Source organism: Asticcacaulis sp. P2_C5, from assembly GCF_056404555.1.
Genome location: NZ_JBFUDU010000008.1, coordinates 125,113 through 145,798 on the forward strand (window position 1 = coordinate 125,113; position 20,686 = coordinate 145,798).

A 20,686-nucleotide genomic window follows, 5' to 3' on the forward strand; every position below is an offset into this window, starting at 1 on the left:
CTCAAGTACGTGAGCATCGTTTCGCAGCGGGACGGTACTTTGCAGACCGCCCGATCAGATTTACAAGACACCCAGCATCTGCGCGACGAGAGGATGCCTGACAATGTCTTTATCTTTCAAGCGGACCACGGCTATGGTTTCGACGGCTTCGAACTTGTCGGCCACATCCGCTAGCCCGGACAGGCCGTGCATCAGGTCGGACTGCGCCGGGTCGCCGGTGACCACCATGGTCGAGTTCCAGCCCAGCCGCGTCAGCAGCATCTTCAACTGCACATAGGTGCAGTTCTGCGCTTCGTCGATGACGACAAAGGCGTTGTTCAGCGTCCGGCCGCGCATATAGCCGACGGGCGCGATCTCGATCAGCCCTTCCTGCATCAACGCCTTGACGCGCTTCATACTGAGCCGGTCCGTCAGGGCGTCGTACAGCGGCCGCAGATAGGGCGCCAGCTTGTCTTCCATGTCGCCAGGCAGGAATCCGATCGATTCACCGGCTTCGACCGCGGGGCGCGACAGGACGATACGGCCGACCTTGCCAGCTTCCAGTGCCTCGACGGCCTTGGCGATGGCGAGATAGGTCTTGCCGGTGCCCGCAGGCCCAAGCGCCAGGATCATGTTCTTCTCGTCCATCGCGGCCAGCAGTTCAGCCTGGCCCTCGGACTTCGGCTTGATCGTCTTGACGTAGGATTGGTCGCGCTCTCCGCCCGGAGAGTTTGCAGCCGGCCCCATTGGGGACCAGCTCGAGCTCGCACCGCCGCCGTGTATGCTCAAGCGGCGCACTTTGGTGTCCGAGGCATATTGCTCGGCATCCAGGGTTCCTTCGCGCATAAAGCGTTTGGCGGATCGCTTGGTCATGATGGGCTCCTACAAAGGCTCCGTGCGGCCGTTAGGCGCGCATCGGGCATGAAAAAAGGCGAGGCCCATAGAGGCTCGCCTTCGACTACGGTTAGGGAGGAGAAAATGCGGCTTAAAAGAAAGCCGCCGTCGCCGGTTGGTGGCGGAGGGGGAACAACAATTGGTAAATACGCAACCCGAATTGCCACTTTTACCTCTAAGGCTGATAGACCTTAAGTGCGGTGTACCGACGTCGTTGGGGGCAAACTGATTCCCCCGCTACGACGATACCATGATCTCGCTATTGTCTTACCGAGTTCTTAAAAAAGCTGTGTGGTTTGTTTCGCACTCGCGTAAAAAACGAAACTCAAAAAGGGAAAGTCTCTCGCATGAGCACATATCGGCTGGGTGAAACAACGCCGGATCTTCCGCCTTCGGACGCTGTCTGGATCGCGCCATCGGCGGATATTATCGGCGACGTCCGGCTGGGGGAGGGCGCAACCGTTTGGTTTCAAGCGGTTCTTCGCGCCGACAACGAACCGATGATCATCGGCGCCCGGAGCAATATCCAGGATGGTAGTGTGCTGCATTCCGATCCCGGCGCACCGCTGGTGGTGGGTGAGGGCGTGACCGTCGGCCATAAGGTGGTGTTGCACGGATGTATCATTGGCAACAATTCTTTGATCGGAATAGGCGCCATTATTCTCAATCGCGCGGTCATCGGCCGCGATTCCATCGTCGGCGCCGGCAGTTTGGTGCCTGAAGGCAAGGTGTTTCCGGACGGGGTCCTGCTGCTGGGCTCACCGGCGCGGGTGATACGCGAGCTCAGCGTCGACGAGATTGCGAAATTGCGGCGCTCGGCCGACCATTATGTCGCCAATGGCCGTCGTTTCGCGACGATGCTGCAGCCATGTTGATCCCGCCTTTCCTGACCCTGAGCCAGATTGAGGCATGGGGCGGAGTCGACCCCATACTGACCTTGTTTGAAGAAGCCGGCTATTCTGCGCATCAGCTGTACCTTGCTCATTTGGGCGCGATCCTGCGGTCCCGCGGGCAGAGTGGTTCGCTGCTGTCGTATTGGGAAGAATGGACGAAAGAACGTTTGGCGGCGGAACTTAGCCCAGGTTTCGGCGACATTGCGCGTCTTCACTATCTCTCATCAGCCAACGGCACAGCGAGTGATCTGTATGCAGGTTTTCGTACGTCGGAAGACGATCTTGATGGATTGGCGCGGCCTGATCGCGTCATTTCCGATATTCTGTCCGATCCTGTCGCGTTTCCGCGTGGCCGCATGTGTCTCCCCGAGGTTTTGGTAGCCATGCGGGACGAAATACAAGCTATCAAAGACACTGAAATCCGCCGCCTCGATCTGACCGGCGCCCATTGGGACGGCAGCAAACGACAGGCCCAGAAGGTGTTTGCCGACGCGGCGAAGCTCTACGGCTTCGAGCGCGGCACGTCCCGGATGCCGCGTCCGGAACTGACGACGTCGAAATGGTATTACCGTGAGGGACCTGGAGGTGTCCGACACTGTATCGCCCTCGATCAGCACCCGCGCGCGCCGTTTGCCGGTTATGTCCCGTACGATGTCTGGCGGCTTGATGGCGGCGACACCTATTATGGTCCAGCGCTGTTCGATCTTATTCCGGGGTTATCGGCCTACAGTTTTGCCGGCAGGGTGCCTGAATACGGTATGGAACTGCTCGACGTCAGCAGAACGGCAGAGACTTGCGTCCTCAATGTCCACGCAGTTTTCGCCGGCTATCGGGCCTTGATCGATACACTTCCGCGGATTTAAGCCGCCCGCGCTTCGCTGATGCCCTTGTTGGCCAACTGGTCGGCGCGTTCATTGAGCTCGTGTCCGGCATGGCCCTTAACCCAGTGCCATTTGATCTTGTGGCGCTTGGTTGCCGCGTCCAGGCGCTTCCACAGATCATCGTTCTTCACTGGCTTTTTGTCGGCCGTTTGCCAGCCGCGCGCCTTCCAGCCGTGGATCCATTCCTTGATTCCCTTCAGCACATATTGGCTGTCGGCATGCAATTCGACCTCGCATGGCTTTTTCAGCGTCTCCAGGGCGACGATCACCGCCATCAGTTCCATGCGGTTATTGGTCGTCTGGGCTTCGTAGCCATACAACTCCTTCTCGTGCTCGCCCGATATCAGGATGGCGCCCCAGCCGCCCGGGCCGGGATTACCCTTGCAGGCGCCGTCAGTATAGATGGTGACTTTGGAAAGTGACATGCGGTAATTTATAAGCGACTCGCCACGGAAGGCGAGGGCGGGCCGCTGCGAATTCTGTGAATTATGCTTCCGTCAGAACCCGAGGCAGCTTGAAGGTCACGGTTTCCTGGACGCCCGACGTCTCGATCACCTCGGCCTCGAAGCGCGCGGTGATGGCGTCGATCAAGCCGGTGATCAGGTTTTCAGGCGCGGAAGCCCCGGCCGAGACGCCCACATTGGCGACCCCGTCGAACCAGGCCCAGTCGACGTGGCTGGCGTCATCGACGAGATAGGCCGCCTTGGCGCCGGCCCGCAGGGCGACCTCGACCAGGCGTTGTGAATTGGATGACTTGGCCGATCCGATGATCAGCATCAGGTCGCAATCGCCGCTCACCGCCTTGACGGCCTCCTGGCGATTGGTCGTGGCGTAACAGATGTCTTCCTTGTGCGGCACCTTGATCGACGGAAACCGGGCGCGCAAGGCGCCGACAATACCGGCGGTGTCATCGACCGACAGGGTGGTCTGGGTGACAAAGGCCAGGTTGTCCGGATCACGCGGCACATAGGCTTCCGCGTCGGCCACGGTCTCGATGAGCGTCACAGCCCCAGGCGGCAACTGGCCCATGGTGCCGATGACTTCGGGATGGCCGGCATGGCCGATCAGTACGATTTCGCTGCCTTCGCTGAAATGGCGCTCGGCCTCGACATGGACCTTGGACACCAGCGGGCACGTCGCATCGAGGAAGAACATCTTGCGGTCGCGCGCCTCGGCCGGCACCGACTTGGGCACGCCGTGGGCGGAAAACACGACAGGACGGTCGGGCGGACACTGGTCCAATTCCTTGACGAAAACGGCCCCCAGCCCCTTCAGCCGGTCAACCACATGCTTGTTATGGACGATCTCATGACGCACATAGACGGGCGCGCCATAGAGCTCCAGGGCGCGTTCGACGATCTGGATGGCGCGATCGACGCCGGCGCAAAAGCCGCGCGGCGTGGCGAGATGAACTGTCAGGCGTGAGGTCATGGCCCATACATAAGGCGTTTCCCCCCGCTTTTCCACTGACATATGCGCGCAGGCCACACATCTGTGCATGTTGCAAACCCGTAACGCGGGCGCGGGCTTTGCATCACAGTCCGCCGTGATTTCGCCTTATCTGGCCGATAAACACTTTGAAAAGCGCGCGGCCCGCGCTACACAAACCCAAAGGGGGCGGCAAGCCTGCCCTTTGTCTCGCTCAAAGGATTGATTCGTCCATGTCGTTCACCAAGTCTCGCACTTTGGCCAAGTCTCGCACTCTGGGTCTTACTCTGGCGGGTGTCTGCCTCGGTCTCATGATGACGGCCGGCCCGGTGGCAACGGCCTATGCCCAAAGTCGCGGCGGTGGCCAGGGCGACGGCGAAACGGCCGAGGACAAGGCCAAGAAGGACGACGAGTGGGGCGAACGCAGCCTGAACCTCAAGGCCCTGAAAGCCGAAGGGCCATGCCCCTTTGTCAAGGTGCTGTACGATGCGGCGCGTTATCACGAGTTCAAGGACAACAAGGAAACGACCGGCAACGCCATGTGGACGGGCGAGATCAACGGTGTCGCGTCGGACTGCGCCTATAAGGGCGAAGCACCGATCCAGGTCGGCATGAATATCGGCTTTTCGCTGGGCCGCGGTCCCATGGCCGACGGCCAGACCAAGGTCTATCACTACTGGGTAGCCGTGACGGAACGTGACACGGTCGTCCTGGCCAAGCAGGAATTCGACCTGCCGGTGACCTTCCGTCCCGGCGAACAGCGCATCGACGTCAGCCAGGACGTGGCGAATATTGTCATTCCGCGCGCCAATATCAACGTTTCGGGCTCGAACTTCGAAGTCCTGGTCGGCTTTGACGTGACGCCGCAGATGGCCGAGTTCAACCGTGAAGGCAAGCACTTCCGCTATGTCACCCCGGCTGAAACCAAGCCTGCGCAATAGTTTGCCAAGAACTAGGGTTGTCAGACAGAAGCCTCGCCTGTATCAGGGCGGGGCTTTTTGAAAGACCTGATGATGACCGCCCTGACGCCTGAAGCCTTCTCCGATTCCAGCGATTTCCGTACGCAGCTCAGCGACGTGACCTCCGCCGCCTTCGTCGCCGAAAGCTTCGATGCTGCGGCCGGGCGAGTCAATGCGTCCGACCGTCCGGACCTGGCGGATTTTCAGTGCAATGGCGCGCTCGCCGTCGCCAAGGCGGCCAAGGCCAATCCGCGCGAGGTCGCCACCCGTATTGTTTCGCGTTTGGTTGACGATACGCGCCTGTCGAGCCTCGACATCGCCGGGCCGGGTTTTCTCAATTTCAAGCTGGCCGACAGCGCTTTAAGCGAGCGCGTCAATGCCATCGCCGACGACTCGCGTCTCGGCGCGCCGTCCGTGGCGCATAAGCGCAAGGTCGTTATCGATTTCGGCGGACCTAATGTCGCCAAGGAAATGCATATCGGCCACCTGCGCACAGCGGTGATCGGCGAAAGCCTGAAGCGCATCATGCGCTTCCTGGGCGACGAAGTTATCGGCGACGCCCATTTCGGCGACTGGGGCCTGCAAATGGGCCAGTTGATCGTTGGCGTGTCGGAGGAAATGCCGGACCTGCCGTATTTCGATGCCGCGTTTTCGGGGCCTTACCCGGCGCAGTCGCCGGTGACCCTGGCCGATCTTGGCCGGATCTATCCGAAGACCAGCCAACGCATCAAGGACAAGGACCTCGATTTCCTCAATGCGGCGCGGAAGGCAACGCGTGAACTGCAGCACGGCCGGACGGGCTATCGCGCCCTGTGGCAGCATTTCGTCGTGGTCAGCCGCGAGGCGCTGAAGCGCGACTATGCGCTGCTGGGCGTGGAGTTCGACCTGTGGAACGGTGAATCCGACGCTGATCCCTATGTCGAGCCGATGATTGCGGACCTGGAAGCCAAGGGGCTGCTGGTCGAGGACCAGGGCGCGCGGGTGGTCCATGTCGCCCGGCCGGGCGAAACCCGCAAGAAGAAGCTGGACGACGGATCGATCATCGAAGGCCCGAGCCCGCCGCCGCTGTTGGTTGTATCATCGGAAGGTTCGGCGATGTACGGCACCACCGACGTGGCGACCATCCTGCAGCGCAAGACCGAGCTTCAGCCGGACCTGTATCTGTATGTGGTGGACCAGCGGCAGGCGGAGCATTTCGAGCAGGTATTCAGGACGGCCTATCTGGCCGGATATGCCGTCGAAGGTCAACTGGAACACGCTGCCAACGGTACGGTCAACGGCACGGAAGGCACGCCGTTCAAGACCCGCGACGGCGGGACATTGAAGCTCCACGCCCTCGTGGCGGAGGCTGTCGAAAAGGCTGTGGCGCGTCTGCACGAAACCGGCTTGGGCGAAGGTCTTCCGGAAGAGCAGTTCAATGCGACGGCGCATAAGGTCGCCGTGGCGGCGTTGAAGTTCGCCGAACTGTCCAACCATCGCCTGACCAACTACATCTTCGACCTGGATCGCTTCGTGACCTTCGAAGGCAAGACCGGACCCTATCTGCTGTATCAGGCGGTTCGGATGAAGTCGATCCTGCGCAAGGCTGCCGACCAGGGGCTGAAGGCAGGAACCATCACAGTGAGCGAAGGCGCCGAGCGTGAACTGGTCCTTCTTCTGGACGCTTTCGACAATGCTTTGAAGGAAACCTACTTGAAGCGCGCCCCGAACATCCTGGCCGATCACGTCTATCGGCTGGCTCAGGCGTTTTCGAAATTCTATGCCGCCTGTCCGGTCCTGGCCGGCGACAACGAGGCCGTGAAAATTTCCCGTCTCGGCCTGGTGTCGGTGGTGCTGCGGCAGCTGGAACTCGGACTCGACCTCATGGGGCTCAGCGCGCCGGAACAGATGTAATTTTGGCCACGGATCACCCTTCGCCAAGGCTTCGGGTGACAGGTGTCACAGGTGTCCTTTTCTGCATCCGTGTCACGGCATAGCCGTGATCCGTGGCATCCGTGGCAAAAACCTTTTGTGCTTTTTGACGAAACCCGGTGACAAAACGCCGGACTTGGGTTTTAGTGTTACCCAAGTCTTAATGGGGCGTCAGAATGGCGGGCGGACAAGAATCGGGCTGGAGTTTGCCGTTTTTCCGCAAGCGCGCTGCCTTCTATTTCGACGGCTTCAATCTGTACCACGCCGTCGACGCCTATAAGCGCCCCTATCTCAAATGGCTGAACCTTAAGGCCTTGTCGCGCGCCATCGCGCCGAAATCGGAAGCGGTCAAGCGCGTCGTCTGGTGCTCGGCCTTTCGCCCGCAGAACAAGACCAAGCTGAAACGCCACGAAGATTATCGCAAAGCCCTGGAAGGGCAGGGCGTTGTCTGCCGCATGGGCCACTTCGTTCACGCCACCGACGGCTGCAATGCCTGTGGCCATAAATGGCAGCTGTCGATCGAGAAGCAGGGCGACGTCAATCTGGCCCTGTCGATCGCCGCCGATGCCGAGGACGACCTGTTCGACGTCTGCTATCTCGTCACGGCCGATGGCGACCATGCCGCGACCGCGCGCTATCTAAAACAGCGCTTCCCGAAGAAGAAGCTGGTCCTGGTGACACCGCCGGGCCGCCATCATAACCGCCATATCGAACGCCTGGCCGACGCCTGTATCGAGATCGACGTCGCGCATCTCGAAGCGTCGTTGCTGCCGCAGATGGCCAAGTACAAGGAACGCTTCCTGCGCCGGCCCGAACGCGTGTCGCGGCCGGAGCTGTATGACCCGCCGCAACTGCGCGTGAAGCAGCATCTGCGGCTTGTGGTCAATAACGGCTGATCCTCACCCCGCGACGCTTGACTCTTCCCGTTCGTTAACGCACAACCGTTTCGCTCATGCGGGAGAGATCGTGACTCGTCACGACACCGAAGGCGCAACCGCCCCGGAAACGCTCAGGTACCACGGACCGCACCGAGCCACGACACGCTGGAAAGTAGCGCCGTAAGGGCGTTCGCCGAAGGAGCAAATCTCTCAGGCCCAAGGACAGCGGGGGCAGATCACGTGTTTAACGAGACTGCGAGCCCCCATGTCCGATTCCCCAGAAACCCTCAAATCCACAGCCTTGTTCGACCGCCATGTGGCGCTGGGCGCGCGCATGGTGCCGTTCGCCGGCTACAACATGCCGGTTCAATATGACGGCGTGCTCGGCGAACACAAATGGACGCGCGAAAGTGCGGGCCTGTTCGACGTCTCGCATATGGGCCAGGCGCGCCTGACCGGCAGCGATGCCATCGCCACCCTGGAAGCCCTGACCCCGACCGATTTCGCGACCTTGCTTCCGGGAAAGCAGAAATATTCCCTGCTGCTCAATGACGAAGGCGGTATACTCGACGACTGGATGGTGTCGCGGCCTGAAGCGACCGGTTTCTTCCTGGTGGTCAATGCTGCCTGTAAGGAACAGGACTTTGCGATCATTGCCGCCAACCTGATCGGCGATACGACCTTTGAGGTTATCGATGACCGCGCCCTGCTGGCCTTGCAGGGTCCCAAGGCGACCGACGTCATGAAAGACGTCTGCCCGGCGGCGTGTGATCTATATTTCATGGAATGCGGAACCTTCGACATACTGGGTGAGACAGCCTTTATCTCGCGCACAGGCTATACCGGCGAGGATGGTTTCGAGATCAGCTTTCCGGCGGCGAAGGTAGGCGAGTTGTGGGACCTGTTACTGACCTTTGCGCAGGTCAAGCCGATCGGCCTGGGCGCCCGCGACAGCCTGCGCCTGGAGGCCGGCATGCCGCTCTATGGTCACGAGATGGACGCCGGCTACACATTGGTCGAGGCCAATCTCGGTTTCGCCATGCAGAAGTCGCGCCTCAGCCGGGGCGATATCAAGGGCGGCGCCCGCATTCAGAGCCAACTCAATGGCGATCTCGGTCGCGTCCGCGTCGCCCTGCGCGTCCTGGAAGGGCCACCGGCCCGTGAAGGTGCGAAGATCCTCCGCGACGACGGCGCCGAACTGGGTGTCGTCACCTCGGGCGTGCCGTCGCCGACGCTCGGCTATTCGATCGCCATGGGCTATGTGCCCCCCGCTCAATCGGCCCTCGGCACGCGCCTGAAACTGGAAGTTCGCGGCAAGCCCTACGCCGCCGAAGTCGTCAATCTGCCGTTCGTCAAGAACGGTTACCACCGCAAGCCGAAAGGATAAGACCATGAAATTTACCAAGGATCATGAGTGGGTCGAAGTGACCGGTGATACCGCCCTTGTCGGCATCACAGCCTATGCCGCCAACGCTTTGGGCGATGTGGTATTTGTCGAGGTCCCGGCCGCCGGCACGGCACTGAAAAAGGGCGACAGCTTCGCCGTCGTCGAAAGCGTCAAGGCGGCGTCGGACGTCTATGCGCCGGTCTCCGGTGAAGTGCTCGACGCCAATACCGGCCTGTCGGACAGCCCGGACACCGTCAATGCCTCGCCCGAAGGCGCCGGCTGGATCGCCAGGATCAAGCTGACCAACCTGGCCGAGCTGGACGAATTGATGGATCGCGACGCCTACGAAACCTATCTGGGCACCCTGTAAAAACATATCGGTCGGGAATGAGTGATGAGATATCTGCCGTTAAGCGAGGCCGACCGGGTCTCGATGCTGGAAAAGATCGGGGTTGGCTCGGTCGATGATCTGTTTGTCGACGTGCCGGCCGTGGCGCGTCGTTCGGGCACGGTCGACCTGCCGATGTATGCCGGCGAACTGGAGGTCGAAGCCCAGCTTCAGCACTTCGCGCGGCAGAATCTCAGCCCGTCGCGTGTGCCGTGCTTTGTCGGGGCAGGGGCCTATCGCCACCATATCCCAGCAACCGCCGACCATATCATCCAGCGCTCGGAATTCCTGACCAGCTACACGCCGTACCAGCCGGAAATCGCCCAGGGCACATTGCAGGTCCTGTTCGAATTCCAGACCCAGGTGGCGCGCCTGACGGGGATGCCCGTGGCCAACGCCTCGCTGTATGACGGTTCGACCGCCGCCGCCGAAGGCGTACTGATGGCCACCCGCGTTACACGCCGCAACAAGGCGGTGCTGTCGGGCGGCCTGCACCCGCACTACCGCGAAACGGTCGAGACCTTGGCCCACGCCGTCGGCATCGAAACCGAAGCCTGCGCCCTGGCCATCGATAACGAAACCGAGGTGCTGAACCATATCGACGCCGACACGGCCTGTGTCGTCGTCCAGACGCCGAACGTTTTCGGCACGGCTACCGACCTGACCAAAATCGCCGCCGCCGCGCAAGCTGCCGGTGCGCTCTTGATCGTCGTGGTGACCGAGGTCATGTCGCTGGGCTTGCTGAAATCGCCCGGTGAGATGGGGGCCGATGTCGTCGCCGTCGAAGGCCAGTCGATCGGCGTGCCGCTGTCTTATGGCGGGCCCTATGTCGGCCTGTTCGCCGCCAAGGAAAAATACCTGCGCCAGATGCCCGGCCGCCTGTGCGGTGAAACGGTCGATGCCGATGGCGAACGTGGCTTCGTCCTCACCCTGTCGACGCGCGAGCAACATATCCGCCGCGACAAGGCGACGTCGAACATCTGCACCAATTCTGGCCTGTGCGCCCTGGCATTTTCGGTCCACATGACCCTGCTGGGCCAGGAGGGCTTGAATCGCGTCGCCAAGATCAACTACGCCAAGGCCCACGCCCTGCGCGATCGCCTGTCCGAACTGGCAGGTGTCGAGGTCGTGACGCCGCGCTTCTTCAACGAATTCACCGTCAGGCTGTCCCGGCCGGCGGCCGAAGTGGTCGAGGCCCTTGCAACGCGCGACCTGTTGGGTGGTGTGCCGGTTTCGCGCCTGAGCGACGATCCGGCCTTTGCCAATCACCTGATAATTGCGGCGACCGAAACCGTCAGCGATGCGGATATGGATGCGCTTGTGGGCGCTCTCGAGGAGGTGCTGTCATGAGCGGCGATATGAAGATGAACACGGTCGGCCGTCCGTCCGCCCCCGATTTCGAAGTTGAAACCACGTCCTTCAAAAGCCTGCTGGGCGGTCGCGGCCTGGTCCAGTCGGAGCGCCTGATCTTCGAATGGGACGATTATCACCGCACCGGCGTCGATTTTGCCGATGTCGCCATCGATACTTCGGATCTAGGCGACCTGGTCCGCGGCGACGACCTGAACCTGCCCGGCCTGACCGAGCCGGAAGCCATGCGCCACTATGTCCGGCTGTCGCAGAAGAACCACGCCATCGACCTGGCCCTGTATCCGCTGGGTTCGTGCACCATGAAGCACAATCCGCGCCTCAACGAAAAGATGGCGCGCCTGGCCGGTCTCGGTGATATCCACCCCCTGCAACCGGTCTCGACCGTGCAGGGCGCGCTGGCCCTGATGGACAGCCTGGCCCACTGGCTGAAGACCCTGACCGGCATGCCTGCCGTCGCCCTGTCGCCCAAGGCGGGCGCCCATGGCGAACTGTGCGGCCTGCTGGCCATCAAGGCGGCCCACGAAGCCAAGGGGCAGGGGCATCGCCGCACGGTGCTGGTCCCGACCTCGGCCCACGGCACCAATCCGGCGACGGCGGCTTTTGTCGGCTATACGGTGCGCGAAATCGTCCAGACGGCCGATGGCCGTGTCGATCTCGCCGATCTGAAGGCCAAGATCGATGACGGTGTCGCCGCCATCATGCTGACCAACCCCAATACCTGCGGCCTTTTCGAACGCGACATCGTCGACATAGCCGAAGTGGTGCACGCCGCCGGCGCCTATTTCTACTGCGATGGCGCTAATTTTAACGCCATTGTCGGCCGGGTTCGCCCGGGCGACCTGGGCGTCGACGCCATGCACATCAACCTGCACAAGACCTTCTCGACGCCCCACGGCGGCGGTGGTCCGGGCGCCGGTCCGGTGGTGCTCAGCGCGGCGCTCGCCGCCTACGCGCCGCGTCCGTGGGTGGTCAGCACGGATGCCGGTTTTGTCCTGGAAGAACATGGGGAAGGGGACAGCGCCGCCAATTTCGGCCGCATGTGCGCCTTCCACGGCCAGATGGGCATGTATATCCGCGCCCTGACCTATATGCTCAGCCACGGCGCTGACGGCCTGAAGAAGGTCGCCGAGGACGCCGTACTCAACGCCAACTATATCAAGGCGTCGCTGAGCGACCTGATGAGCGTGCCTTTCCCCGAAGGGCCGTGCATGCACGAAGCCCTGTTCGACGATCGCTGGCTGGAAGGCTCGGGCGTCACCACGCTCGATTTCGCCAAGGCTATGATCGACGAAGGCTTCCACCCGATGACCATGTATTTCCCGCTGGTCGTCCACGGCGCCATGCTGATCGAGCCGACGGAAACCGAGTCGCGCGCCGAAATGGACCGCTTTATCGCCGTCCTGCGGGCCCTGGCCCAGGCGGCGTTGGGCGGCGATGTGGCGCGGTTCAAGGGCGCGCCCTATCTGGCGCCGGCCAAGCGTCTGGACGAAACGCGGGCGGCCCGCCAGCCCCGCCTCACCTTTAGCTAAGCCCTTCTTGGCCTTTAACTAAGCCCTTACGGACGCCGCTGTTTTTCCGCCTTGCAGGGGAAGGCAGCGGCTCCTATATCCTTCATAGATAAGGATCGGGGCCATGACCATTGTGCTGAAACTACTGATGACGGTTGCCGGCTTCGTCCTGATGCTGCTGGGTGTCGTCGTGACGCCCTTGCCCGGTCCCTTCGGTATTCCGATCATCCTGCTGGGCCTGGTTCTGGTCCTGAGAGGGTCGACCTGGGTCAAGCGCCACTTCGTCAAGCTGGTTCACAAATATCCGAAAATCATGGGGCCGATCCGGGCACTTCTGCGTCCCGGCGCCAAGGTCGTGGCCCTGTTGTGGCTGAACACGCTGCGTATCGAACGCCGCGTCCTGCCACGCCGTTTTCGCTTCATGTATCGCTTCCGTCACGAGCTTAAATCGCTGCTTCACATGCGATTCCGCCGTCCGCGCTGGCAGCTTATTCCCGCCTGACGCGCGCCCCTGAAGGTGCCATAAGGCCTGCGGTTTATGGCCGCAGGGCATCGGTCAACACCGCGTTTTTCTATAAATACAAGCTATTACTGACACATCTTGTCGCTACGGAAATTAAATTTTGTCCACGTTCATTTGATCTTCAGGACACGCCTTTACATTGCCACGAAGCGTCTCCATATCAGATCCATCAGCGAGCGGCTGACGTATAAGGTTTCAGAGTTTAGGGCGATTGAAGGCGTCTGTTAGGTCCATGTCGAGCGAAAAGGGTGCGGTAGCACCGGAACATCATCATCCCGGAGTTCACTGGCGCGCCATCAAGCGCAGTGCGAAGCGCTTTACCAAGAAGGTACTGGGCTGGATTTTGATTGCGCTCGGCTTTGTGCTGATCGGTGCCGGCCTGGTTCTGGTTATTGTCCCAGGCCACTACTTCCTGGTCGTGCTGGGCCTCATCCTTGTGCTTCGTAACGCCTTCTGGGCGCGCCGCCAGTTCATTCACCTGAAGCGCCGCCACCCGGCCTGGATCATGCCGATCCGCAAGCTCCTGCGCCGCAATCCGCCGGTAGCCTCGATCTTCTGGCAACAGGTCCTGAAGGTCGAACGTTTCCTCCTGCGCAGTAAGGTGGTGCTGGGCAGCTGGCGCCGCCGTACCTTTCGCCGGACGCGCGCGGTCGCCTGAAACAGACATCAAACAACAGGAAAGCCCGCCGGAATAACCGGCGGGCTTTTTTTTATGCTGTGTATTCAAATCGGCAAACCACCTACAGCCTGGTAGCGACCCAAAAAGCTAGTCCTCCACCGCCTGCGGGGGACCGGGGCGTCCCGTGGCGTGCGCCGAAGGCGGCGGAGGGGGGACTTTTCTTACTTTAAAGGTGTGGTATTGCCCCCTCCGGCGCTTCGCGCCACCTCCCCCGTAACGCTTCGCTACGGTGGAGGACTGGCCCTACTAGCTGTTCTGCACAGTCAAAAAGATGAGAGAGCAAAAAGTATGCGCCGGAAGAGGAATTTAGGAACCGATCAGAACGCCGCTGACAGAGCAATAAAGATCGTCCGGCCGAGCGGGTCATAGGTGCCGGGATAGGTGTTGCCGTTGCCATTCTCGACCAGCAGCCCGGCATCGATCGCCGGGGGTGCCTTGTCGAGGATGTTGTTGATGCCGACACGGATAACGGCCGCATGCGTCACGTTGAAAACCGTCGCAAGGTCGAAGTAGTTATAGGCGGCGATTTTCGCGTTGATGACTGACGGGCTGCCGGCAAGGAACGGGTTATCGGTGTTTTTAGACAACTCGGTCCCACCGAGATATCGCCAGTTTAACGAGATCGCTGAGGGTGCCCACGCTTTGTCGGTCCACGGCGTAGACCAGGTAGAGCGCAGGTTGTGACGCCACTTTGGCAACGGCTGGCCGCAGGTTACGCCGTAGAGGCCGGTACAGTCATAGGAGCCGCCGCCCGGCAGGGCCTCCGTCTCATGCGAAGCCAGATAAGAGCCGGCCAGGGCAAAATTCACTTCGCCAATAGCGGTCTCCAGGCGGTAGCTGGCGTTGATGTCGTAGCCGGTCGTTTGAAGGTAGCCGGTATTGAGATTGGTACCTTTGATGTAGCCGCCCGCGGTATTATAACCATACAGCCCGCCGGTGGCAGGATCGCGATGGATTAGTCCGCAATAAAAGGCCTCGCCGGCGATGCACTGGTGCATGACGACACCTGGGTCGATCGTTCCGATATAGCCATCGACGCGGATCTTGTAGTAATCGATGCTGGCTGTGAAATCACGCAGAGACTGTGGCGTGAAAACGACTCCGAACGTGGTTGTCTTGGCGATTTCCGGGTTCAGATCTGGATTGCCGCCGCCAAGTGCCGAGCCGGTATCAGCCGGTGGCGACGTGATGGTCTTGTTATTGTACTGCGCGTCCGTTACGCCCGTGAGCTTGCATTGCGCGAGCGTGGCGGTCTGGGTGTCGCGGGAGCAGGGATCGACCAGGGATGTATTGCCCACGCTTTGTGGTGCAAACAGCTCGGAAATGCCGGCAGCGCGCGCGGCCTTATTGTAGCTGGCGCGGAACAGGATGTCAGCGGTCGGAGCGTAGCGGCCTTCGATCTTGTAGGTGGTGGTCTTCTTCTCAATGGGGCTGGTCAACTCCGACGAGGTCTCGAAGGTCGAACTCCGGTAACCCACCGAAATGTTGAGGCTGTGGATGAGCGGTTTGTCAGAGACCAGGGGTATTTCGGATTCGAAGAAGATTTCCTTCGCGCTCACCTTGCCGTTTGCAGGCGCCAAACCTGCGTCAATCTGGGTTTGGTCAATCTTATGGTCGTAGGTTTCAGCGCGGTTTTCCACACCGAGAACAACGGCAATGCCGTCATCGGTCCAGGGCGAGGTCAAGCCATACTTGCCGAGATCGCCGCTAATGAACGCATTGAACACCTTGATGTCCTGTGAGTCATTGGTGAAGGTCGGCGAGAAAATGTAGTTATAGGCCTCGATACTGGGGCCTTTGGCGCTGAAGACGTCGACCGGCACGCAGCCCTGCTGACCGCCCTTACAGACAATCTGACCGCCCGAGGTGACGGCCTGCAAGGCGTTGGCAACCTTGTCCTGGTTGATGTCGTTCTGGTAGTTGAAGGCGCCAATCGTCTTGGCGTACATGATGCTGGCGTCAAAGCTGAAGGCATCATTGATGTCGCCATGGAGCGCGCTGGTGAAGCGGTAATCGGTATGACGCATATCATTGATACGCCCCATGCCCAGGGCGGCTGCCCGGAAAGCCACTTCAGTCTGCTGGCTGTCGGTCGAGGTCGTCGAGCCGCACAGCTTCATCTTCTGGTCATTGCTCATCAGCGGATTGTCGCAGTTGATGGTGAACTGACGGCCGGACCAGATGGCGGACGGCGCTGCCTGGGAACGAGAATGATCGTCCATAAACATGACACTGCCGGAGTAGGTCAGGTGATCGGTAATGTCGTAGCTCACAAAACCACCGGCCTGATAGCGTTCGGAATTGCGCTGGATGAAGTTAAGGGGCGCGTAGTTGTAGGAGAACGACGAATCGTTCGGCACCCACGTCTTGGAACCATCCTTGTTATTGGCATAACTCACACTTGCACTGGGGCCAGTTGAGGGAAGGAAGCGGCCGTAGGCGTGGTTGCTGGAGCCGCCACAGCCGAAGGTTTCTGGCGTCGGCTCAAAAAGGGCGCAGGCCGAATAGTCGCGGCCAGACTGCAGAACCGGTTCCATCTTTCGATAACCGAAATAGCCGGTGACATTGCCGCGGCCGTCATCAAGATTGGAACCGATGGCAATGTTGAAGTCGTACTTCTGCCCGTCAGTTATGCTTTTCGGTGCCGGTGTGATACCTTTCGCCGTTTGAATGTCGCGCAGATAGCTGTCGTCGTTGGTGTGCTGGAAGATGCTGTATTGCGAGTCGATGCGTACGCCGTTCAGCCTCTTGCGCATGATGAAATTGACGACGCCTGACATGGCGTCGGAGCCGTAGACCGAGGACGCGCCGCCGGTCAGGACGTCGGTGCGCTCAATCAGGGCTGAGGGAATGAAGTTCAGATCAACGCCTTGTTGCGGAAGGAGGCGCTGACCGTCGATCAGCACCAGGCTGCGGTTGCCGCCCAGGCTGCGCAAATTGACGTTCGCCGTACCGTCGGAACCATTCGACTGGTATTCGTTAACACCGGCTTTGAATTGAGGCAGGTCTTTCAGGAACATGTCAGCAGAGACTGCGCCCTCGAGCTTGACTTCCTTGTCGTCGATGGACGTGATCGGCGAAGCGCTCTTCAGATTGGGCCGGCGGATACGCGTGCCGGTGACCACAACCACGGTCTCGCTGCCGTCAGCGGCATTTGTCGTGGCGTCCTGGGCGAAGGCCGGCATGGCCAGGCAGGTGGGGATGAGGGCGATCAGAGCGACCCCGGTAAGACTCAACGCTCTTTTTCTGGTTTTCATAATTTTTTCCCGATCTTGTGTCGATTTGGCGAGCTGTCTGTGCAGCGTGTACTTCCGCGTCGGATTGGCACGTTCGATTGGCACGTCGGTCTGTAACAATCCCAACGGGATTCAAAAAACACCGATGTCCCGTAACGTCAATATATGTTATACGATTCTCTGTAATAAAGTATACGATTTTTGAAGGTGATGCTTTTATGTCATTGCTGGGGGCTTCAAACGGGGCGGTCACCGCGCTTAATACCGTTACGCCGGACCTGTTCGCCGGGATGCAGGCGGCTGGACGTCCGGTCGTTCTGAAGGGCGTGACCGCGCCTTGGCCGGCCGTCCAGTTGGGCCGGCAGTCGGACGATGCCCTGATCGATTATCTCCGGCGCCATGACAATGGTGCGCTCGCCGGCGTCTATGTCGGCGCACCGGACATCCACGGTCAATTCTTCTATGGCGCCGATACACGCAGCGACAATTTCCGCTTCGGCCCGGCGCCACTGGCGCAGATCCTCGATCGTCTTGTGGAGGAGCGCGCCAAGGAACATCCCCATTCTGTCTATATGCAATCCGCCGAAATCGACAGGCATCTGCCGGGATTCGCCGCGGAAAACCGGCTCGATCTGCTGCCGGATGTCGCGCCGCGCATCTGGATCGGCAATGCGACGGTGACGCGCGCGCATTATGACCTGAATGCCAACCTGGCCTGTGTGGTTGCCGGCCGGCGGCGTTTCCTGCTGTTTCCGCCCGAACAGCTGGTCAATCTCTATCCCGGCCCCTTCGACCGGACGATCGGCGGTGTGCCGGTCAGCATGGTGGATGCGTCGAACCCGGATCTGCAACTCTATCCACGCTTTGCCGAGGCGCAGGCAAGCATGCTGACCGCCGATCTCGAGGCGGGGGATGCCCTGTATATTCCGTATGGCTGGTGGCATCAGGTCCACGCCCTGTCGCCCTTCAATGTCCTCGTCAACTATTGGTGGGATACGGCGGCGCCCCAGGCTTCGCCCTATGAAGCCCTGTTCCACGCCATACTGGCGCTGCGCGACATGCCTGCCGATCATCATCGGCTGTGGAAGAGCCTGTTCGACTACTACGTCTTCAATACCGGCGGCGACGCCCTGGCGCATTTGACGGAAATCGACCGGGGCACCCTGGGCGAGCTGACTCCGCAGCGGGTACGGGAGATCAAGGCCTTCCTGCGGCGCGGCATGACGACATAACCGCGATTTTTTGCCGCTTGCCGTTGCGACGGGGTGGGGTAAGTTACCTGCCTATCCCATAGCTAAGCCGAGGGTGGTTAAATTGCGCGAGATCGATCAATGACTCCGCCTGTGGGCACATCCAGCGACCGGATGCGGCGTATCCTCGATGCCTTCGATCAGGTACTCGATGTCGAAGAAGGCGCGCGGGAAGCCTGGCTCACCACCTTCTTCCCCGACGATGCCGATGCAATCACCGCCGTGAAGGCGCTGATCGCGGCGGATGCCGTGGCGCCGGAGATCATGCCCACCCAGATGCCGGGCGAGGCCGGGCAGGCCATATTGCAGACGCCGGAACGTATCGGGCCCTTTCGCCTGGACAGCATGATCGGCGTCGGCGGCATGGGGGAGGTGTGGCGCGGCGTGCGCGACGACGGTCTTTTCGACCAGGAAGTCGCCGTAAAACTGATGCGGCCCAGCCGCTACGCGATTGAGGCCCTGGCCTTTTTCGACACCGAACGCCGGGCCCTGGCGCGTCTGAACCATCCGAACATTGCGCGGCTGCTGGACGGCGGGATCACCGAGGTCGGCCTGCCGTGGTTCATCATGGAACTGATCGACGGGCTGCCTCTACATGTCTATGCCGCCGGCAAGGCCCTGACAAAGCCGGAATGCCTGGCATTGATGGCGCAGATCACGGACGCGACGCAATATGCCCACCAGCAACTGGTCGTCCATGCCGACCTGAAGCCGTCGAATATCCTGATCCGGCCGGATGGCGCGCCGTGCCTGGTCGATTTCGGTATCGCCTCCCTGGCCGCCAATGCCGCCGAGCAGGACAACAAGATCACCTTCCCGTCGACTCCCGCCTATGCCAGTCCGGAGCGGCTGGCGGGCAAGGTGCCGACGCCGTCGGACGATATCTTTGCCCTGGGGTTGCTGTTGCACGGCCTGTTGGCGCGCCAATGGCCGGAAGCGCCGGCGTCAGGTCCTCTGCCGTCGACCGGTGACGCCGATTGCGACGCCGTCATCGCCCGCGCCAGTGCCGCGGATGCCGATCAGCGCTACCCGACGGCGCAGGCTCTGGCCGACGACCTGCGCGCCATGCTGGAGCATCGCCCGACCAGCCTGCAGGCCGGTCAGTGGCGCAGCGAGGCGCGCTTGCTGGTCAAACGCCGCCCGCGCGCCGTGGCGGCCGGGCTGGCGGTCATTGCCGGCACCGTGGTTGCCCTGGGTGTCATTACCGGGCTCTATGTCCAGGCGGCGCATCAGCGGTCGCTGGCCGAAAAGCGCTTCAATGACGTGCGCGCCCTGGCCAACTATATGCTGGACGACTTTCACGACGAACTGGTCAAGCTGCCCGGATCGACAGCCCTGCGTGAGCGCAACGCCACGGTCGGCTGGCAATATATCACGCGACTCTCCGAAGGTAATGCCGTGTCGGCGGACGTTCAGCGCGACATTGCCGTCGGTTACGGCCGGCTTGGCAATGCCCAGGCGACGACCAGCACCAATGGCAATGGCAAGGTAAAGGACGGCAATGGAGCGCTGGCGAAGTCGGAGGACCTGCTCAGGGGGCTGATCAAGGCCTATCCCGGGCGCGACGATTTCAAGCGCGAGCTGGCCCGGACCCTGACCTGGCGATCCGGCGTCATATTGATAGCGCACAAGGACCCAAAGGGGGCGCGCGCCGCCTTTGACGAAGCCTTCGCGCTATACGACGGTGTGCTGGCGCGTAATCCCGGCGATCTCGAAGCGGCCTACGGGCGGTGGAATGCGGCCATTGGCCTGGGCGACATGTATTTCGGGCAGAACGACATGCCGCGCCTGAAAGCGTTGATGGAAGAGACCCTGGCGCATTTCAAAACCCTGCCGGCGCCGGGCAAGTATCGCGCCCAGCACGCCATGCTGGAGGCCAGCAGTGAAAATTCGTTGGGCGACGCCAGCTATTATGTCGTCGGTCCGCAGGCGGGTGTCGATCACTATCTGCGCGCCCAGGCTATCCTGGCCCAGGCCGACGCGGACGGTGTCATGGATATGCGCATCCCCCAGCGCGAGGGCTATTACGACTATCAACTGGCGTCGTCCTTCGAAGACATGGGCCAGCCGGATAAGGCCTTGTTATGGGCGGAGCGGGGGGAAAAGCTGATGGCCGATCTCAGCCGCTATGACGATAGCGCACCGACGCTACACATACTGGATATTCTGAGCATGCATCGGTCCCTGGCGTTGGAGGCTCTTGGACGGGGCAGGGAAGCGGTCGCGGAGGCCGAACTGGCTGTGGCGCGGCGCCGGCGGATGTCGGTGATCCATCCCGCGGACCCGGACAACCGCGTCAATCTTGCGGTTACCCTGCAGCGCCTTGGCGACCACTATGTGGCGGCGAAACGGCAGGGACCAGCCTGCGCCGCGGCGCGGGAGTCATTGGCCATATTCACGGATATGGACACCCGTGGGACCCTGGCCGAGCGCTACAAGCACACCGAAATACCGGCCGCCAGGGCGATATTGGCAAGGTGTTCCGGATAATCTCATGACCTTCGCAATTTTCATCTGTGTT

At 61.1% G+C, this 20,686-nt stretch carries 17 protein-coding genes and 1 riboswitch; of the genes, 13 read left to right on the plus strand and 4 right to left on the minus strand.

Annotation, left to right across the window (positions count from 1 at the left end; translation table 11 throughout):
* Nucleotides 1-60: 60 nt before the first annotated feature.
* A complete protein-coding gene (locus tag AC1DXO_RS15290; RefSeq protein WP_476979032.1) occupies nucleotides 61-852 on the minus strand; it encodes a PhoH family protein in 792 nt (263 codons plus the stop codon).
* 368 nt (nucleotides 853-1,220) lie between these two features.
* Between AC1DXO_RS15290 and AC1DXO_RS15295 the strand changes: the two genes are divergently transcribed.
* Both AC1DXO_RS15295 and AC1DXO_RS15300 read left to right on the plus strand, forming a co-directional pair.
* The gene (locus tag AC1DXO_RS15295; protein ID WP_476979033.1) at nucleotides 1,221-1,748 is read left to right on the plus strand and encodes a gamma carbonic anhydrase family protein; all 528 of its coding nucleotides are present in this window, start codon (nucleotides 1,221-1,223) and stop codon (nucleotides 1,746-1,748) included.
* On the plus strand, nucleotides 1,742-2,629 hold the full coding sequence (locus tag AC1DXO_RS15300; RefSeq protein ID WP_476979034.1) for a hypothetical protein: 888 nt from the start codon (nucleotides 1,742-1,744) through the stop codon (nucleotides 2,627-2,629). Before AC1DXO_RS15295 ends, AC1DXO_RS15300 begins: the two co-directional genes overlap by 7 nt.
* Here the strand turns inward: AC1DXO_RS15300 and rnhA are convergent.
* Nucleotides 2,626-3,072 carry a ribonuclease HI gene (gene rnhA, locus AC1DXO_RS15305; protein ID WP_476979035.1) on the minus strand — a complete coding sequence of 149 codons (447 nt, stop codon included), beginning with the start codon at nucleotides 3,070-3,072 and terminating at the stop codon, nucleotides 2,626-2,628. The two genes, AC1DXO_RS15300 and rnhA, sit on opposite strands and share 4 nt — an antisense overlap.
* Nucleotides 3,073-3,133: 61 nt before the next feature.
* Nucleotides 3,134-4,078, minus strand: a complete 945-nt coding sequence (gene ispH, locus AC1DXO_RS15310; RefSeq protein WP_476979036.1) for a 4-hydroxy-3-methylbut-2-enyl diphosphate reductase — start codon at nucleotides 4,076-4,078, stop codon at nucleotides 3,134-3,136.
* A gap of 230 nt (nucleotides 4,079-4,308) precedes the next feature.
* On the opposite strand from ispH, the gene AC1DXO_RS15315 reads away from it, so the two are divergent.
* The 9 genes from AC1DXO_RS15315 (at nucleotide 4,309) to AC1DXO_RS15355 (ending at nucleotide 13,658) form a co-directional block, all read left to right on the plus strand.
* Nucleotides 4,309-5,016: a Tat pathway signal sequence domain protein gene (locus AC1DXO_RS15315; protein WP_476979037.1), complete on the plus strand. Its 708-nt coding sequence runs from the start codon at nucleotides 4,309-4,311 to the stop codon at nucleotides 5,014-5,016.
* A 72-nt stretch (nucleotides 5,017-5,088) separates the two neighbouring features.
* Nucleotides 5,089-6,927, plus strand: a complete 1,839-nt coding sequence (argS, locus tag AC1DXO_RS15320) for an arginine--tRNA ligase (RefSeq protein WP_476979211.1) — start codon at nucleotides 5,089-5,091, stop codon at nucleotides 6,925-6,927.
* A 194-nt stretch (nucleotides 6,928-7,121) separates the two neighbouring features.
* The gene (locus tag AC1DXO_RS15325; RefSeq protein WP_476979038.1) at nucleotides 7,122-7,841 is read left to right on the plus strand and encodes an NYN domain-containing protein; all 720 of its coding nucleotides are present in this window, start codon (nucleotides 7,122-7,124) and stop codon (nucleotides 7,839-7,841) included.
* 137 nt (nucleotides 7,842-7,978) lie between these two features.
* Nucleotides 7,979-8,059: riboswitch (glycine riboswitch) on the plus strand.
* Nucleotides 8,060-8,088: 29 nt separating this feature from the next.
* Nucleotides 8,089-9,210, plus strand: coding sequence for a glycine cleavage system aminomethyltransferase GcvT (gcvT, locus tag AC1DXO_RS15330; protein ID WP_476979039.1), 1,122 nt, complete (start codon nucleotides 8,089-8,091; stop codon nucleotides 9,208-9,210).
* Nucleotides 9,211-9,214: 4 nt separating this feature from the next.
* On the plus strand, nucleotides 9,215-9,580 hold the full coding sequence (gcvH, locus tag AC1DXO_RS15335; protein WP_476979040.1) for a glycine cleavage system protein GcvH: 366 nt from the start codon (nucleotides 9,215-9,217) through the stop codon (nucleotides 9,578-9,580).
* A gap of 24 nt (nucleotides 9,581-9,604) precedes the next feature.
* Nucleotides 9,605-10,948, plus strand: a complete 1,344-nt coding sequence (gcvPA, locus tag AC1DXO_RS15340) for an aminomethyl-transferring glycine dehydrogenase subunit GcvPA (RefSeq protein WP_476979041.1) — start codon at nucleotides 9,605-9,607, stop codon at nucleotides 10,946-10,948.
* A gap of 8 nt (nucleotides 10,949-10,956) precedes the next feature.
* The gene (gene gcvPB, locus AC1DXO_RS15345; RefSeq protein ID WP_476979212.1) at nucleotides 10,957-12,498 is read left to right on the plus strand and encodes an aminomethyl-transferring glycine dehydrogenase subunit GcvPB; all 1,542 of its coding nucleotides are present in this window, start codon (nucleotides 10,957-10,959) and stop codon (nucleotides 12,496-12,498) included.
* 103 nt (nucleotides 12,499-12,601) lie between these two features.
* Nucleotides 12,602-12,979, plus strand: a complete 378-nt coding sequence (locus tag AC1DXO_RS15350) for a hypothetical protein (protein WP_476979042.1) — start codon at nucleotides 12,602-12,604, stop codon at nucleotides 12,977-12,979.
* Nucleotides 12,980-13,232: 253 nt separating this feature from the next.
* Nucleotides 13,233-13,658, plus strand: a complete 426-nt coding sequence (locus AC1DXO_RS15355) for a hypothetical protein (protein ID WP_476979043.1) — start codon at nucleotides 13,233-13,235, stop codon at nucleotides 13,656-13,658.
* 338 nt (nucleotides 13,659-13,996) lie between these two features.
* On the opposite strand, the gene AC1DXO_RS15360 is transcribed toward AC1DXO_RS15355, so the two are convergent.
* A complete protein-coding gene (locus AC1DXO_RS15360; protein WP_476979044.1) occupies nucleotides 13,997-16,936 on the minus strand; it encodes a TonB-dependent receptor plug domain-containing protein in 2,940 nt (979 codons plus the stop codon).
* 197 nt (nucleotides 16,937-17,133) lie between these two features.
* Here AC1DXO_RS15360 and AC1DXO_RS15365 point away from each other — a divergent pair, with 197 nt between their 5' ends.
* The gene (locus AC1DXO_RS15365) at nucleotides 17,134-18,147 is read left to right on the plus strand and encodes a cupin-like domain-containing protein (RefSeq protein ID WP_476979045.1); all 1,014 of its coding nucleotides are present in this window, start codon (nucleotides 17,134-17,136) and stop codon (nucleotides 18,145-18,147) included.
* A gap of 99 nt (nucleotides 18,148-18,246) precedes the next feature.
* Nucleotides 18,247-20,655, plus strand: a complete 2,409-nt coding sequence (locus tag AC1DXO_RS15370) for a serine/threonine-protein kinase (RefSeq protein WP_476979046.1) — start codon at nucleotides 18,247-18,249, stop codon at nucleotides 20,653-20,655.
* Nucleotides 20,656-20,686 lie beyond the last annotated feature (31 nt).